Annotated in this window: 17 protein-coding genes and 2 tRNA genes; 10 read left to right on the top strand and 9 right to left on the bottom strand. The window is 68.7% G+C overall.

The genetic code is table 11. From position 1 onward, the window contains the following. The 4 genes from dnaG to ABTZ89_RS23640 all read left to right on the top strand — a co-directional run. Nucleotides 1-289 (top strand): DNA primase (gene dnaG / locus ABTZ89_RS23625; RefSeq protein WP_502949591.1); only part of this gene is annotated, 289 nt, incomplete at its 5' end. Then, nucleotides 286-819: a hypothetical protein gene (locus ABTZ89_RS23630; RefSeq protein ID WP_270952046.1), complete on the top strand. Its 534-nt coding sequence runs from the start codon at nt 286-288 to the stop codon at nt 817-819. The genes dnaG and ABTZ89_RS23630, both read left to right, overlap by 4 nt. A 60-nt stretch (nt 820-879) precedes the next feature. Beyond that, the gene (locus ABTZ89_RS23635) at nt 880-1635 is read left to right on the top strand and encodes a trans-aconitate 2-methyltransferase (RefSeq protein ID WP_351048295.1); all 756 of its coding nucleotides are present in this window, start codon (nt 880-882) and stop codon (nt 1633-1635) included. 112 nt (nt 1636-1747) lie between these two features. Beyond that, nucleotides 1748-1820 (top strand) — tRNA-Asn (locus tag ABTZ89_RS23640). Nucleotides 1821-1966: 146 nt separating this feature from the next. On the opposite strand, the gene ABTZ89_RS23645 is transcribed toward ABTZ89_RS23640, so the two are convergent. Together ABTZ89_RS23645 and ABTZ89_RS23650 are read right to left on the bottom strand one after the other, a co-directional pair. Then, nucleotides 1967-2239, bottom strand: a complete 273-nt coding sequence (locus ABTZ89_RS23645) for a hypothetical protein (RefSeq protein ID WP_270952043.1) — start codon at nt 2237-2239, stop codon at nt 1967-1969. A 278-nt stretch (nt 2240-2517) separates the two neighbouring features. Further along, the gene (locus tag ABTZ89_RS23650; protein ID WP_270952041.1) at nt 2518-2745 is read right to left on the bottom strand and encodes a helix-turn-helix domain-containing protein; all 228 of its coding nucleotides are present in this window, start codon (nt 2743-2745) and stop codon (nt 2518-2520) included. A gap of 234 nt (nt 2746-2979) precedes the next feature. Here ABTZ89_RS23650 and ABTZ89_RS23655 point away from each other — a divergent pair, with 234 nt between their 5' ends. Beyond that, nucleotides 2980-3804 carry a sporulation protein gene (locus tag ABTZ89_RS23655; RefSeq protein ID WP_351048299.1) on the top strand — a complete coding sequence of 275 codons (825 nt, stop codon included), beginning with the start codon at nt 2980-2982 and terminating at the stop codon, nt 3802-3804. Between the two features lie 18 nt (nt 3805-3822). Then, the gene (locus ABTZ89_RS23660) at nt 3823-4464 is read left to right on the top strand and encodes a LysE family translocator (RefSeq protein ID WP_351048302.1); all 642 of its coding nucleotides are present in this window, start codon (nt 3823-3825) and stop codon (nt 4462-4464) included. A 16-nt stretch (nt 4465-4480) separates the two neighbouring features. Here ABTZ89_RS23660 and ABTZ89_RS23665 read toward each other — a convergent pair whose 3' ends face one another. The 5 genes from ABTZ89_RS23665 to ABTZ89_RS23685 all read right to left on the bottom strand — a co-directional run bounded on the left by ABTZ89_RS23665 (nt 4481) and on the right by ABTZ89_RS23685 (nt 10387). Beyond that, on the bottom strand, nt 4481-6484 hold the full coding sequence (locus ABTZ89_RS23665; RefSeq protein ID WP_351048305.1) for a neutral/alkaline ceramidase: 2004 nt from the start codon (nt 6482-6484) through the stop codon (nt 4481-4483). A gap of 229 nt (nt 6485-6713) precedes the next feature. Continuing rightward, nucleotides 6714-7565 carry an SAM-dependent methyltransferase gene (locus tag ABTZ89_RS23670; RefSeq protein ID WP_351048308.1) on the bottom strand — a complete coding sequence of 284 codons (852 nt, stop codon included), beginning with the start codon at nt 7563-7565 and terminating at the stop codon, nt 6714-6716. A 218-nt stretch (nt 7566-7783) separates the two neighbouring features. Continuing rightward, nucleotides 7784-8740 (bottom strand): hypothetical protein, encoded by a 957-nt coding sequence (locus ABTZ89_RS23675; RefSeq protein WP_351048311.1) that lies wholly within the window; start codon nt 8738-8740, stop codon nt 7784-7786. A gap of 300 nt (nt 8741-9040) precedes the next feature. Beyond that, entirely contained in the window at nt 9041-10063 is a 1023-nt protein-coding gene (locus tag ABTZ89_RS23680) for a sigma-70 family RNA polymerase sigma factor (RefSeq protein WP_351048314.1), read from the bottom strand. A 105-nt stretch (nt 10064-10168) separates the two neighbouring features. Continuing rightward, the gene (locus tag ABTZ89_RS23685; RefSeq protein ID WP_351048317.1) at nt 10169-10387 is read right to left on the bottom strand and encodes a hypothetical protein; all 219 of its coding nucleotides are present in this window, start codon (nt 10385-10387) and stop codon (nt 10169-10171) included. A gap of 70 nt (nt 10388-10457) precedes the next feature. Between ABTZ89_RS23685 and ABTZ89_RS23690 the strand changes: the two genes are divergently transcribed. The 3 genes from ABTZ89_RS23690 to ABTZ89_RS23700 all read left to right on the top strand — a co-directional run bounded on the left by ABTZ89_RS23690 (nt 10458) and on the right by ABTZ89_RS23700 (nt 12042). Then, nucleotides 10458-11063, top strand: coding sequence for a TetR/AcrR family transcriptional regulator (locus ABTZ89_RS23690; RefSeq protein WP_351048320.1), 606 nt, complete (start codon nt 10458-10460; stop codon nt 11061-11063). 486 nt (nt 11064-11549) lie between these two features. Beyond that, nucleotides 11550-11756 (top strand): hypothetical protein, encoded by a 207-nt coding sequence (locus ABTZ89_RS23695; RefSeq protein ID WP_351048323.1) that lies wholly within the window; start codon nt 11550-11552, stop codon nt 11754-11756. Nucleotides 11757-11964: 208 nt separating this feature from the next. Continuing rightward, a tRNA-Ile gene (locus tag ABTZ89_RS23700) sits at nt 11965-12042 on the top strand. Between the two features lie 204 nt (nt 12043-12246). Here the strand turns inward: ABTZ89_RS23700 and ABTZ89_RS23705 are convergent. Then, nucleotides 12247-12732, bottom strand: coding sequence for an Lrp/AsnC family transcriptional regulator (locus tag ABTZ89_RS23705; protein ID WP_351048326.1), 486 nt, complete (start codon nt 12730-12732; stop codon nt 12247-12249). Between the two features lie 116 nt (nt 12733-12848). Between ABTZ89_RS23705 and ABTZ89_RS23710 the strand changes: the two genes are divergently transcribed. Further along, on the top strand, nt 12849-13631 hold the full coding sequence (locus ABTZ89_RS23710) for an NAD(P)-binding domain-containing protein (RefSeq protein ID WP_351048329.1): 783 nt from the start codon (nt 12849-12851) through the stop codon (nt 13629-13631). 3 nt (nt 13632-13634) lie between these two features. Here ABTZ89_RS23710 and ABTZ89_RS23715 read toward each other — a convergent pair. Further along, on the bottom strand, nt 13635-14286 hold a 652-nt coding region (locus tag ABTZ89_RS23715), incomplete at its 5' end, for a CPBP family intramembrane glutamic endopeptidase (protein ID WP_351048332.1).

Raw genomic sequence — 14286 nt, forward strand, 5'->3', positions numbered from 1 at the left:
GGACGCGGTGTCGCAGCAGTGCGAGAACCAGGTCACGCGGGGCCTGCTCACCGAGCTGGCGGTGGAGAAGCTGGAGTCGCGGACCGAGGAAGGCCCGCGCTACATCTCCGGGCTGGTCGTCCGGCTGCAGGAACGCCTGGTCAGCAGGCAGATCGCGGACATCAAGTCGAAGGTCCAGCGGATGTCCCCGCTGGAGGACGCCGAGGAGTACAACGCGCTCTTCGGCGACATGATCGCGCTCGAGGGCTACCGGAAGGCCCTGCTCGAACAGCTGATGGGGACGATGTGATCACCTGGCTGCGGCGGCTGGTCGCGCGGTTGAGCGGCACGGCCGAGCTGCCCGCCGACTTCACCGGCGAGCTCGCCGCCGACGAGCACGTCCTCGCGGTGTCGCGGACTTCGGACGGCGCGCTGGTCGCGACCCACCTCGGCCTGTGGCTGCCCGAGGGGCGCCGCATCGGCTGGCACCTGCTGAGCAAGGCCACCTGGAACAACGGCGTGCTCACCGTGATCGAGGCGGAGGAATCCGGCGACGCGGGGGGCGCGGTGCTGCTGCGCGACCAGCCGAGTCGTCGGCTGCAGCTGACCGAGTCCGGGCGCCTGCCGGACGTCGTGCACGAGCGCGTGAACCAGTCGATCCGCTCCCGCCACCACCGCGATCTCCCCGGCGGGGGAGCGTGGTTCGTGCAGCGCAAGGTGCCCGGTCAGGACGGGATCGTGCTGCAGGTCCGGCCGGATCGCGCGGCGGACGAGACCGCGGTCGCGGAGTTCGCGGCCACCGTCGTCGAGCAGCTGAACCGGGCGAAGCACCAGAACTGACGCTCGACAGCGGAGCGCCTCCAGGAATACAGTACGAGCGTACTGCTAAGGAGGCGCGGCATGTGGGACCCGCAGAAGTACCTGACCTTCAGCGAACAGCGCGACCGCCCGGCCCACGACCTGATGGCCCGGGTCGGAGCTGACCGAGCGCGCCGCGTGGTGGACCTCGGCTGCGGCGCGGGCAATCTGACGCACCTGCTCACCGACCGCTGGCCGGACGCGGTGGTGGAGGCTGCGGATTCGTCGCCGGAGATGGTCGAAGCGGCGCGGGCCAACGGGATTCCGGCGCGCGTCGAAGACGTCCGCGACTGGAAACCGTTGCCGGACACCGACGTCGTGATGTGCAACGCGGTCCTGCAATGGGTTCCCGAACACTTGGAGCTGCTCCAGCGCTGGCTGACCGAGCTGCCCTCCGGATCGTGGTTCGCCTTCCAGGTCCCGGGAAACTTCGAATCACCGTCCTACGTGGCGATCCGCGAGCTGATGGCCGAGCCGCGCTGGCGGGACCGAGCGGACGTCCTGCGCACGGACTCGGTGCTCACCCCGGTCGGGTACGCCGACGCCCTCGCGGATCTCGACGTCGCGGTGGATGCGTGGGAGACGACTTACGTCCACGCCTTGCGCGGACCGGATCCTATCCTCGAATGGGTGACGGGAACGGCGTTGCGACCTGTTCGGGCGGCTCTGGGTGACGCCGAGTGGACGGAGTTCCGCGCACAGCTGGCGCCTCGGCTGACCGAGGCCTACCCGCAGCGACCGGATGGAGTGACGTGGTTCCCCTTCCGCCGCGTCTTCGTCGTAGCACACCGTCTCTGACCTGCGATTACGCCACTTGGATCAATGAGAGGGGGGTGCCTGTGAAGCCCCCTGCGGGGATGCGCTAAAGTAGTTCCTGTCAGCGAGACGAGCTGGCGAAACAAAAGAACATTCCTCCGTAGCTCAATTGGCAGAGCATTCGGCTGTTAACCGAAGGGTTACTGGTTCGAGTCCAGTCGGAGGAGCGCAAAGCCCCAGATCAACGATTTGGGGCTCTTTCGTTTCCGGACTCCCTTTCGAAACGCGAAATGGGACTCGCGCGAGTGCGCCGGCCAGCTCGGGGCTGGTCGGCGCACCCGTCAGGTCAGGGCGCAGGGCGTTCGTGCCCGCGTCAGTCGTTGCCCGCCAAGGAGAAGGCGTCACCGCCGATGCCCGCGCCGCCGTTGCCCGCGGCAGCGTTGCCGCCGTCGCCGCTGGACAGGGCGTTGATGCCACTCAGGACGTTGACGCCGATTCCTCCGTTTCCGCCGACGCCGTTGCCGCCGGCGGCGAAGGACGCCGCGTCGTCGTCGCCGTGGTAACCGCTGGCGAAGGCGGGTGAGCCGATGGCCAGGGCTGCGGCGCAGGCAGCAGTGACACCGAGAAGGCGAAGCGAAGTGCGCATTGCTCGAACTCCCATCCGTGTTCCGTACTTTCGCCGGTCGGCGGCAGTTGTCCGGTCTTCCGGGCCTGGGGGTCCACCGATCGGCAAGACGTACCGTGCACCGGTTCCGGAGGACGCGCCTTCGCGGCCACACCATGGGGAATGCCCCGCCACTCGTGCGGACCACTGCGCCGGGTTTTTCCGCGGAAGGGCTTGCTTTTTTCCCTTGGAGGTGCAGGAAGATCGAGACCCGGGGCGTGAAAGTCACTCTGCAGCGGGGTTTTTCGACATCCTCGACGCTATGAGTCTCCTTCGGGTTCCGCGTCGGGGACCCAGCGGAGGACGTCGCCCGGCTGGCAGTCGAGGGTCCGGCAGATCGCGTCGAGGGTGGTGAAGCGGACCGCTTTGGCCCGGCCGTTCTTCAGGACCGCGATGTTGGCGGGGGTGATGCCGACCGCTTCGGCGAACTCGCCCACCGACATCCCGCGCTCGGCCAGCTGGACGTCCAGCTCGACGACGATCGCCATCAGATCACCCCGGCGATCTCGGTCTGCATCTCCGCCGCCTTGCGCAGGAGCGCGGCGACGATGCAGATCCGGAGCGCGGTGATGATCAACGTGTGCATGCATCGATTATCGATAGGTATCGATCGAAAATCAATAGATCATCTGCGTTCGGGCACCCGGGTCGATAGTCGGCATATCGGACGGATTCGCCCGTTGCGTCCGCGCGGGGTCGATCTGGGCGGAACACTGGGCGGCATGTTCAAGAAGTTGTTGGCCGCCGTCGGGTTTGGTGGCGCTGAGGTGGATACCGTGCTGCACACGCCCGGGGTGCAACCCGGTGGGACTGTGCGCGGCACCGTTCGGCTGCGGGGCGGCGAGATGCAGCAGCCCTTGGACGGCGTCTTCGTCGAGTTCGTCGCGAGCGTCAAGCACGAGATCCCCAGCCACGGTCCGGACGGCGACCACTACCAGGGGCACGACCACGACCGCCACAAGCGGACGCGGGAGACGATGATCGGCTTCGGACGGGTGGACGTCCAGCGCGGCGTCGTGCTCCAGCCCGGGCAGGTCGTCGAGATCCCCTTCGAGGTGCCGGTGCCGCTGGAAACGCCCATCACGCACTACAAGCACGGCCCGATGCCGGGCATGCTCGTCGCGGTGCGCACCCAGCTGGAGATCAAGGGCGCGTTCGACGCGACCGACACCGACCCGATCGGGGTCGGCGCGCTGCCCGCGCAGCACGTGCTGCTGGAGGCGGTGGAGGCGCTGGGGTTCCGGCTGCACCACGCCGACGTCGAGCACGGCCGGTTCCGCGGAACGCGCCAGCAGCTGCCGATCCACCAGGAGATCGAGTTCAGCGGCTCCCCGCGGTACCGCCGCATCCGGGAGCTGCGGGTGTCGTTCTTCGCCGGTCCGGACGGCATGGACGTGGTCCTGGAAGCCGACCGCAGGCAGGGCCTGTTCACCGGTGATCGGGACGTCAAGAACGTCCTGCACGTCGACTACGCGACGATGGGGCAGGTGGACTGGTCGGCCGAGATCCACCAGCAGATCGAGCGCACCGGCACCAACTGGCTCTGAAGTGCCACAATCCGCGCCATGGACTTGGTCGGTTCGCTCCCCGCTTTCCTGCTGGCCGTTCTGCTCATCTCGGCGTCTCCCGGGCCCGCCATGGCGTTGATCTTTCGCCGGGCCGCCTTGGGCGGCTTCAGGCCCGCGATCGGCACGGTGCTCGGGCTGGAAGCCGGTATCTACATCTGGGCGATCGCCGCTGGTGCCGGTTTGACGGCGCTGGTGGCCGCTTCGGAGACCGCGTACCTCGTGATGCGCCTCGCCGGTGCTGCTTTCCTCGTCTACCTCGGAATTCGTTCGTGGGCAGCGGTCTTCAGGGATCGCGGCGACGCCGAAGAACCGGTGTCCGGTGGGGAGCGTGGGAACGGATCCTTCCTCCGCTCCGCGGGGGAGGGGCTGCTCGTCCAGCTGGCGAACCCGAAAGCGCTGATCTTCATGTTCGCCTTCTACCCGCAGTTCGTCCCGGCGGACTGGCCGCTGCTGAGCACTACCGCCGTCCTCGCGCTCGTCCAGGTGATCGTGGAGACCGCGCTGTACCTCGCGTTGGCGGCGAGCGTCGCCCGGGCAGGAGCGTGGTTCCGCCAGTCCAAGGTGCGGCGGCGCCTCGAAGCGATCACCGGAACCATCCTGATCGCCCTCGGCCTGCGCGTCGCGGCGAGCAGCCAGTAGCGGGCGCGCGCTCCGGTCAGCCGACGACGAAGGCCCGGGTGGTTCCGGTGAAGGGTTTGATCTCGCCGTTCCAGCCGTTCTTCCAGTCGCCGTGGTGGACGATGCGGTAGCGGCCGGTCGGGGCACTGGGCGGGATGTCCCAGGTGATCGTGGCCGTCGAGGTCGCCGGGCCGGTTCGGGCCCAGCGGTACTTCGTCGACCAGTGGCGGTCGTCGGCCACGGGTTGCCAGGAGCCGTCGACCAGGCGTTGGACCTCGGCGAAGGTGCCGCCCCGGTGCAGGTCGTTCTTCGGGTGACCGGTCGCGAACACCGCGGAGGCCTGCTCGCCGCGGCCGTAGCGGGTGGCCGGTTCGGTGAGCACGTCGCCGAACTCGCGGCCCGGCGGCTTGTCGTCGAAGACCACGCCCGGCTGGAAGTTGATCAGCTTGCCGCGCAGGTCGCGCGGGGTCGGACCGAGCGGGACGGATTCGCCGGTGCGCATCGCGGCGGCCAGGCGGGTGAATTCCTGCTGGTAGGCGGGCAGCGTGTACCGGCCGAACAGGGTCGAGGCGCCCTCGTACTGCTGCGCGTCGTACTCCTCCGGCGTGGTCACGTACTGGCTGTAGGCGTTGGAGTAGCCCTGCACCAGCACGTTCTCCAGCGGAACGCCCAGCTCCTCGGCGACCGCGCGGCGGAGCCGCAGACCGGCCACGATGGTGAACTCGGCGGGCCCGGCCACCAGGTGCAGCTGGCCGATGCGGATCAGTTGCAGCGGCAGCACTTCCGGGCACCACGGGTAGGGCTTCATCGCGCCGAACGGCACCGCGACCGGCTTGGGTGCCTGCTCGCCGGCCAGCCAGTCCGGGACCGGTTCGTCCGCGCCGCCGAGCCAGTCCAGGAACGGGTTGCGGACGCCTTCCGGGAGCGGCAGGCCCGGGCCGTCCTCGCGGCTCCCGGCGAGCATGGACACGCCGATCGCCGCCGTGGTCGTCTTGTGCTGCCGGCCGTCCGGGGTGAAGCGACCGTCCACGACGACCTTCGACATGTCGACGAAGCACATCCGGTGGTCGACCGCACCGGTGATCTGCTCCTGCGCCGAGTCGAAAGCGCTTCTCGCAGCGCGGAACTGCCGGTCGCCGATGATGCGGGTGTTCTCGAACTCGTCGTCGGTGGGCCCGGATCCGGGGGAGAGGTTCAGGTTCGGCGACATGTCGCCGGAGTTGGTCTGCGCGAAGCAGGCGACGAACTCGTCGTCGAGCTGCTCCCAGGCGAACGCGGCGTAGCCCTTGTTGTCCGAGCTGATCAGCTGGTTCGTGTTGGTCATCGAGGTGCCGTGGGTGGCGAACCAGGTGATCGCACCGACGTCCCGGCTGCCCTGCGCGAAGCGCAGCACCGTCACCGCCGGGTCGATGGCCAGCGGGAAGTGGTCCTTGTCGGACTGGGGGTTCAGGTCGAACGCGCTGCGCGACCGGTTCACGCTGGCATCGGTCAGCACGGCGCGACCGAGGTGCACGGTGCCGGGCTTGAGGTCGTCGTGCGCCAGGGAGATCGCCTCGACGATCCCGTCGACGACGGCGTTGTAGGTCTGCTCCTGGAAGCCGAGGATCGACAGGTCGTAGGCGGCGTAGTGCGAGTCGCCGCCGCACGCCGCGTGCGTGTGCGTGGCGTTGAGCAGCACGTTCTGCTCGGTGTAGAGCTCGCCGTACTTTTCGCGGAGCTTGCGCAGAACTCCTTGGTGCACCGACTGGAACAGCGCGCCGAGCTCGGCGGTGACGAACGCGATCCGCTGGTCGCCGTCGGCCACGACGAACGCGCGCGCGAGGGTGCGCAGGTGGATGCCCGCGGTCTGCTGCTGGGGCATCGAGTAGCCCATCATGCCGTTCTCGGCGGCCGGGCCGGTGACGTCGGCGATGCCCCTGCCGACCAGGTAATCCCCGGATCCCCGGGAGGTTCCGGCGGCGGCGCTGGTGCCGCCGAGGGCCGATGCGACCAGTGGTGCTGCGGCAGCGGCCGCGAGCACCTGCCTCCTGGCTACGGGCATGGGCTGCACTCCTCGGTGAATGCGAACCAATTTCATGTTCGTTGGTCGCTGGAGACTACGTGATTCAGTTCACGCTGCCAAGGGGTGCGTCCCTGCCGTGCGGAGTCCGGACTTCGGAGCGCCGCAGCCGCCGGTGGGGTGACTCCCGCAAATTCAATGGAAATCAGACGTCCGATTTCCATTGAATTTGCGTGGCACCGCACCGGAGCGGGGTGGGAAGTTCAGGTGATCAGGGCTTTCGGCCGACGCCGCCGATGTGCATGGCGTGCGCTGGGCTGTTCGGCTCGGGCATGTCCGGGCCGACGCGCCACTCGTTGTGCGGCACCAGGCCGGGGTCGACCAGTTCGAGGCCGTCGAAGTAGCGGATCTGCTCGTCCCAGGTGCGGAAGCACCGGGTGCCCATGCCGCTGTCGGCGAACACCTGCGAGAGCTCCATCGCGCGCGGCTCGCCGTTGTCGCAGGTGTTGGACACCAGCAGGAAACCGCCGGAAGGCAGGCGATCGCGGATGCCCGCGGCCACGCCCTCGGGATCCTCCTCGTCCTCGAGGTGCATCAGGATTCCACCCAGCAGCACGGCGAACGGCTCCGACTGGTCGATCAGCCGCTCGGTGCCCGGGTGCCCGAAGATGGCTTCCGGTTCGCGCAGGTCCGCCTTGAGGAAGGCGGTCCGGTCGTTGGAGGCCAGCAGGGCGCGGCCGTGGGCCAGCACGATCGGGTCGTTGTCGACGTAGACGACGCGCGTCTCGGGCGCGACCTCCTGCGCGATCTCGTGCACGTTGCCCGCAGTCGGCAGCCCGGAACCGATGTCGACGATCTGCCGGATCCCGGCCTCGCCGACCAGGTAGCGCACGGCCTGCCGCAGGAAGTGCCGGTTCGCCTTGGCCAGCAGCATGGCCTCCGGGACGACCTCGGTCATCGCCGCGGCGGCGGCCCGGTCGACGGCGAAGTTGTCCTTGCCGCCCAGGGCGAAGTCGTAGATGCGGGCGATGGAGACCTTCTCGGTGTTGACCTCCGCGGGCACGTGGTCCGCCCCGGCTTCGGAGCCGACCAGCCGCTGCAGCGGTCCTGGAGAATCCGTCATCGTGGCTGTCCCCTCGTGCTGAGTCCGAAGATCGACCCCAAGGTACAACATCAACTCGACGCGGGTCCGGCATTGCGATCAATCCGTGAATGCGCCTGGTACCAGTGCATTCAGGTGGTCCGGGATGGTGCAGTTTCAATTGAAACTGTGATCCGCCGTGGGTGGGGATCGCAGTTTCAATTGAAACTGCGGCCATGATCCGGCGAAACGTCCGGCTATTATTCGCCGCTGCTCCGAGCGGGTTCGCCCGCCATCGCGACGACGTCGCGGAGTCGTGCCGGCCATTCGCTCATCGCGCCTGCGGCGATGAGCCGTTCGCGGTCCGATTCGGTTGGCACCAGGATGATTTCGTCGTCGGACACGGTGACCCCGGGGAGTCGCAGCTGGTCGAGGAACCGCGCCACGTCCGGGACGACGCGGACGTGGGTGCAGTGCTCGAGGGCGATCGCCCAGGCCTTGGACTTCATGCGGCTGATGCGGCGGAAAGCCCACCACTCCGCGATTTCCGCTTCGTACAGCGCGGCTTGCCGGGCGCCGTCGGACGTGGAGATCACCGGGAAGGTGCTGGGGCTGTCGTCGCGGCGGGCGTCGACGACGACGAGCTCGCCGCTGGTGATGCGCGCGGCGAAGGTGTCGATGCCGAGCATCGTGGCGGCACCGGCGTAGCGGGACGTCGTCGCGTCGACGGCTTCCTCGTGGTGGCGCGTGGTCCGCCACCGGAGGTGCCCGGGGCAGCGGTCGGCGCGGTGCAGGTGCCGGCGCCAGCACTTCCGGCCCCGCCCGCAGTTCTCCCAGCTGGGGTGCACGACGCCGGTGACGAACAGGTCGATGTCGGAGGTGCCTCGGCGATCACCTCGCGCGGGGCGGATCAGCCGGACGCTGGGGATCTGCTGGTCGTCGCGGGCCCGCTGGACCTGGACGAGCAAGGTGAACTCGGCATCGTCCGGGCATTCGAACCGCAATTCGGTGGTGCGGCGCGCATTTCCGGCTCGGTGGAACGCCGCCGTCGCGCGTTCTCGCAGGAACTCGTGCGGCGCGCGGTGCGCCCAGCGGGAGTCGTTCCGGGAGCGGTGCGCGAAGCGGTCGCGGTGGTGGAAGCGGGCGGACATCCCGGGATGCCCGAAGTCCGATCGGTGCGCGTGCAGCTCGTGCTCGTCGTCGGAGAACGCGATCACGGGGGCTCCCAGCGTCAGGTTTCCGGCTAGCCCCCATGGTGACGGTTGAGCCGGAATCCCCGGTCGGCCAGCAGATCGCGCCGGGTGATCAGGACTGCGGCACCCGGGGCTCGGTTGAGGCCGGACGGGTTCGGCCGCAGTACCGCGATCGCGGATCGTCGCCGAACCACGGCACCCGACTTCGCCGGACCGGCCCAGCCTTGCGCAGCTCGGGCGAACTTCGCTCCGGGCACCTGCGCCAGTGGTCGTGAGTACTTCGGGTTGCTATGACAACCCAAAGTACTCACGAGGGGTGAGCCCTCACGGCAGTTCCACAGGCAGGCCGAAGACCCGGAAGTGCTCCGCGCCGATGAACGCGGTGATCTCCCGGATCAGGCCGTCCTGCAGCGCGAGCACGTTGATAGCCCACGCGCTGTGCGCGGTCTCGCCGTCGCGGCGGAGGTAGCAGGCCACCGCGGGCTGCCCGTTCGCGCTGGTCGGGAGGTGCCGCCACGACCCGCAGGTCAGCGGAACCCGAACGGCGAAGTCCGTCACCGCCTCGATGCCGCGGTACCAGTGCGGCAGCGGCGGCATCGACCACGTGACGTCCTTGGCGAGCAGCGCGAGCAGGGAATCGGCGTCGCCGTTCTCCAGGGCTGCGGAGAACTCGGCGACGATCTCCTGCATCCGCCCGTCCTCGAGCTCGCGCAGGGTTTGCTGCTGAGTGCGCGGCGGGACCTTCTCGGCCACGATCCGCCGGGCGCGCTGCAGTGCGCTGTTCACCGACGCGGTCGAGGTGGCCATCGCCTCGGCGATCTCGGCGGCGGAGAAGCCCAGCACCTCGAACAGCAGCAATGCCGCCCGCTGGTTGCCGGGCAGGTGCTGCAGCGCGGCGACGAACGCGAGCTCGACGGCTTCGCGCTGTTCGTAGCGCGCTTCCGGGGCGGCTCGGCCGCTGCTGAGCCCGGCGTCCGGGTACGGCCCCAGCCAGGCGACCTCGGTGAGCGGGGCGTCGTCGATCACGGCGCGGTCGCTGGACGGTCCGAGGTCGACGGGAAGCGCCCGCTTGCCGCGGCTCTCGATGATGTCCAGGCAGGTCCGGGTGGCGATGGTGTGCAACCAGGTGCGCACGGAGCTGCGCCCCTCGAACCGCGCCAGCCCGCGCCACGCCCGCACCATCGCGTCCTGCAACGCGTCGTCGGCGTCGTGGGCGGAGCCGAGCATGCGGTAGCAGTGCGCGTGCAGGTCCCGGCGCAGCGGCGTCACGAGTCGCTCGAACGCGGCGTCGTCGCCTTCGCGGGCCAGGGCGAGATCATCCGTGGTGCTGGAAGGAATATCGCTCACCGCGTTGATTCTGCCCGCGCGGCACCGGTCGGTGCCCGACTTCGAGGCACTGCGCGCGGCGCCGACTCCCGTCGTGGTCGGCATCGGCCGCGGAGTTCGCCGTGGTCATCGGGTGTCGTTCCGGCGCGCGCGGTTCCGCTCGGCGAGCACCAGTGCGCCCGCGCCCAGCGCGGCCAGCGCCAGACCTGCCCAGGGCTGCGCCGCCGGTACGAGGTTGACCAGGAAGAAGCTCTCGCCGGGGTCCCGGCCGAAGGCGCTCTGCGCGAGCGGAGCGAGGCCTTGCAGCAGCAGCACGGCACCGATGATCCACAGCAGTGTTCGCATCGACGACCCCCGTTTATTTGGTACACCTGTGCTGCATAGTATCCGGTACAGCTGTGCTATAAAAGATGGCGTGCCGAAGATCGTCGATCACGAGGCCCGCCGCCTGCGGATCGCCGAAGGGTTGTGGCAGGTCGCCCTGCGCGACGGGATCCACGCGGTGTCGGTGCGAACCGTGGCGGCGCAGGCGCAGATGTCCCCGACCGCGCTGCGCTACTTCTTCACGACGCAGGACGAACTGATGGAGTTCGCCATGCGCGCGGTCGCCGACCGGGTGGCGGTCCGCGTCCGGGCTCGCTTCGAGAGCGCGGAGAACCCCGACGGCGTCCGGCGTCTCCTGGAGGAGCTCGTCCCGCTGGACGCCGACCGGCGCCTGGAGCAGAGCGTCTACCTGGCCTTCCTGGTGCGCGCGCAGACCCATCCGGGATTGCGCGCGGTGGGGGAGGAGATGGAGGCGCAGCTGGCGGACCTGGTCGGCCGGACCATGGAGCTCCTGCGCGCCACCGGCGGTCTCGGCGAGGGCCGCTCGATCGACCGCGCTGCGCGCAGCACGTACGCGTTGCTGGACGGGCTGGCGTTCCAAGGCGCGCTCTGGCCGGACAAGCATCCGCCGCAGAGGCTCAAGCAGATCTTGCGCGACCACTTGGCGGAGCTCGCGACGCCGAGCCCCGAGAGCTGACGCCCGGGGAGTCCGATTCGGACTCGTCGAGTGATCGCAGTAACACGTGGCGCGCCGCGGGTGCCGCTCCAGCGTTCGCTAAGATCGGTGGTGGGGTACTTCGGTACCGCAATCGGGATGATCAGCGGTCGAACGCGGAAAGCGGTGCGCTGACGCGAATTTCGCAACTCCCCGGGTAGGAGCGCCGCGACGGTGCGGCGACAGCAGTTCACCTGTCCGGGCGACTCGGGATCGGGATGGATAACAATCCCGGCTCAACGCGCGATCACGTCCATGCTCGGCTCGCGATCAACGGCACCGGCGCTGATGATTTGAGCAAGCCGCGCGAACCGCGGACCACTGACCGGCCACTCTGGTTGATCTGCTCGATTGCTGACCGAAACGAACTCGTGATGCTTTTGCGTGCAACGAAGAGCCGTTGCACGCCGTCTCTCTAGCAGTGGTGGTTCGTCCAAGGGGACTGACTACAGGACGGGGGAAGTCAGGATGTCCGCACCAGGGATCGGCAAGAACTCGCACCTCTCGCTGCCCGATTTCGCTTCGGTGACCAAGCTGCCGAAGCCGATCAAGGCGCTGGTCTACTTGATCATGCTGGCGGTGATCACCGTCGCCGGCATCGCCGCGCTGGCGGCCGCGATGGTGGTCATCGGTCAGCTCACCGGCGCGTTCGACGTCTTCAGCCTCATCGGCTGAACGAGCTGAGATCAACAAGGGCGGTGCACCCCCGGGTGCGCCGCCCTTCCTCATGCCCCGGTCCGGTCGGCTAGTCCGGTCGGCTCAACGCCGTGCGCAGGCGATTCGACCAGTCCGACCAATCGTCCGGTAGGCCGCACGGCGGGTCCACCCGAAGGTCGCAACGCCCCGGCGTCTCGCTACGATCGCGAGTGTTGCCAACGCCACGGGGGCAGTAGCTCAGCAGGTCAGAGCAGCGGACTCATAATCCGTCAGGTCGTGGGTTCAAGTCCCACCTGCCCCACCAAGGCGGCGAGGGCTGCTCGCCGCCTCTTGCGACTTCGCCGTTGCCCTCGGTGGTCGCCTTTCACCGGCTCCGCGCCCGGCGGGCGTTCCTGGCCTGCTCGATGGTCGGCGAAAAAGAAGTTGAAAATGCGCGGATCGGCCAGGAGCACGTTTTCTTGGTCATTTCCACATTTTTCTGGCACGAAACGGCATCGAATTCTCCGGGTCAGGGCAGCAGGAGCGCGCTCGGCAGTGCTGAGCCGCTCTTCACCGTGTCGAAGATGAACATCGTGTCGTAGCGGCGGATGTTGTCGTCGCTCTTGAACAGCTCGTCGCTGAGGTCCCGGAGATCGCGAATCGACGCCGCCGTGAGCAGCACGGCGTAGTCCCAGCGGCCCGAGAGGCCGTAGCACTGCTGGACCTCCGGCCGGGCGCGGAGTCGGTCGGTGATGCGGCGGTGGTGCTCGACGGATTCCTCGACCAAGGTCAGCATCACGAGCGCCTGCGCCAAGGCCGGGGTCTGCTCGGTGTTGACGACGGCGACGGTGCGCAGGAGCCCCGCGGATTTGTAGCCCGTGATGCGGCGCTGGACCGCGCTGGGGGACAGACCGACCTGGTCGCCGAGCTCGCGGAGGGTCTGATCGGCGTCGGCCTGCAGCAGGTCCAGCAGTTGCGCGTCGATCTCGTCGAGGGGTCGCTTGCGGGCTCGCATGCGCAAAAATATTGCGCGATCGCGCAAACGATGCAAGCGCTTGTCGGAGTCGTTTGCGTAGCGTCCGAGCCGTGGGACCAGCGCAGTCGCGGCACCCAGCTGAACCAGGAGGGTTCATGACCATCGGCATCATCGGCACCGGATCCATCGCCGCGGACATCGTGGACGGGCTCCACGCGGACGGGGACGGCCCGGCGATCTACCTGTCGCCGCGGAACGCCCGGATCGCGAACGACCTGGCGAGCCGCCACCCCGACGTCCACGTCTGCGCGGACAACCAGTCGGTCGTCGACGCGGCACCGCTGATCCTGCTCGCGGTCCGCCCCGCTGACGTGCGCGAAGCTCTCGCCGGGCTCCGCGTACCTGGCGACCGCGTCGTCATCAGCGCTGTCGCGGGGTGGTCCGTCGAGGCGCTGGGAACGCAGCTCGACGCTGATGTGACCATCGTCCGCTCGATCCCGCTGCCTGCTGTGCGGCAACGACGCGGCATCACCGCCCTGCACCCGGCGCATCCGATCGCGGAAGAGCTGTTCGACCGACTGGGCGGAACTCTCGTGGTCGACGAGCCCACGACCTTCGACGCGCTTTCCGCTGCGACGGCGTCGATCTCCAGCTACCTGCACTACCTGGACACCGTTGCGGACTGGATCGCGGGGCAAGGCATGGATTCCCGAGCCGCGGAGGGTTATGTGCGCAGCATGTTCGCGGGCGTCAGCACGTCCCTCGCGGATCGAAGCACCGGCCTGTCCGAGCTCGGGCGAGCGCACGAGACTCCCGGAGGCAACAACGAGGCACTGCGCGCGAGGTGGTTCAACGCGGAGAACCGGGCCGCGCTCGGCGAAGCGCTCGAGCACATCCGCCAACGCGTCGCCGCGAGCACCAGCGAATGGGCACGGTGACCTTCAGCGGCTCCGCAGGACAAGGGTTCTCGGCATCCAGACCAGCGCGATCAGCAACGCTGCGGCGAGGGTGACCGCGCCGACGACGACCGGGTCGTACTGGCCGGCATCGGCCGACACCGAGTAGCAGACGTTGATCATGGCGTGGAACAGCACGGCGACGAACGTGCTGCGACCGGTGTTGTTGTGGAGCCAGACGATGATGACCCGCGCGGCGACGGTGAACAGCGACTGGCCGAGCACCCACACCGGCCCGTGCAACTGGAAGTAGGGCACGACGTGCCAAGCCGCCCACACCACGCCGATGATCACGCCACCGCCGAGGGCGCCCCACCGCTGCTGAACGGGACCGGTGGCATAGGCCGTCCACCCGGCTTCCTCGGCGCATGCGGCCACGACGTAGAGGGCGAAGTAGATCAGCACCGACGTCAACGCGGGCTGGGGGAGCGGTTGCCCGGCCAGGCCGTAGGAGACCAGCGTGATCGCCGGCATCAGGAGCAGCGCCGGTAGGTACCAGACGCGTGGGATCTTCGACGCGTCGAAGATCCCACGCAGGAACCCGAGCACGCGCCCGCCGGACAGACCGATCAGGAGCGCCGCCACCACGCCGGGGACGACGACCGGATCGTGGATCCCGATCGCGATCATGCTCGGC

The organism is Saccharopolyspora sp. NPDC002686 (assembly GCF_040295745.1).
Taxonomy (GTDB): Bacteria; Actinomycetota; Actinomycetes; order Mycobacteriales; family Pseudonocardiaceae; genus Saccharopolyspora; species Saccharopolyspora oryzae.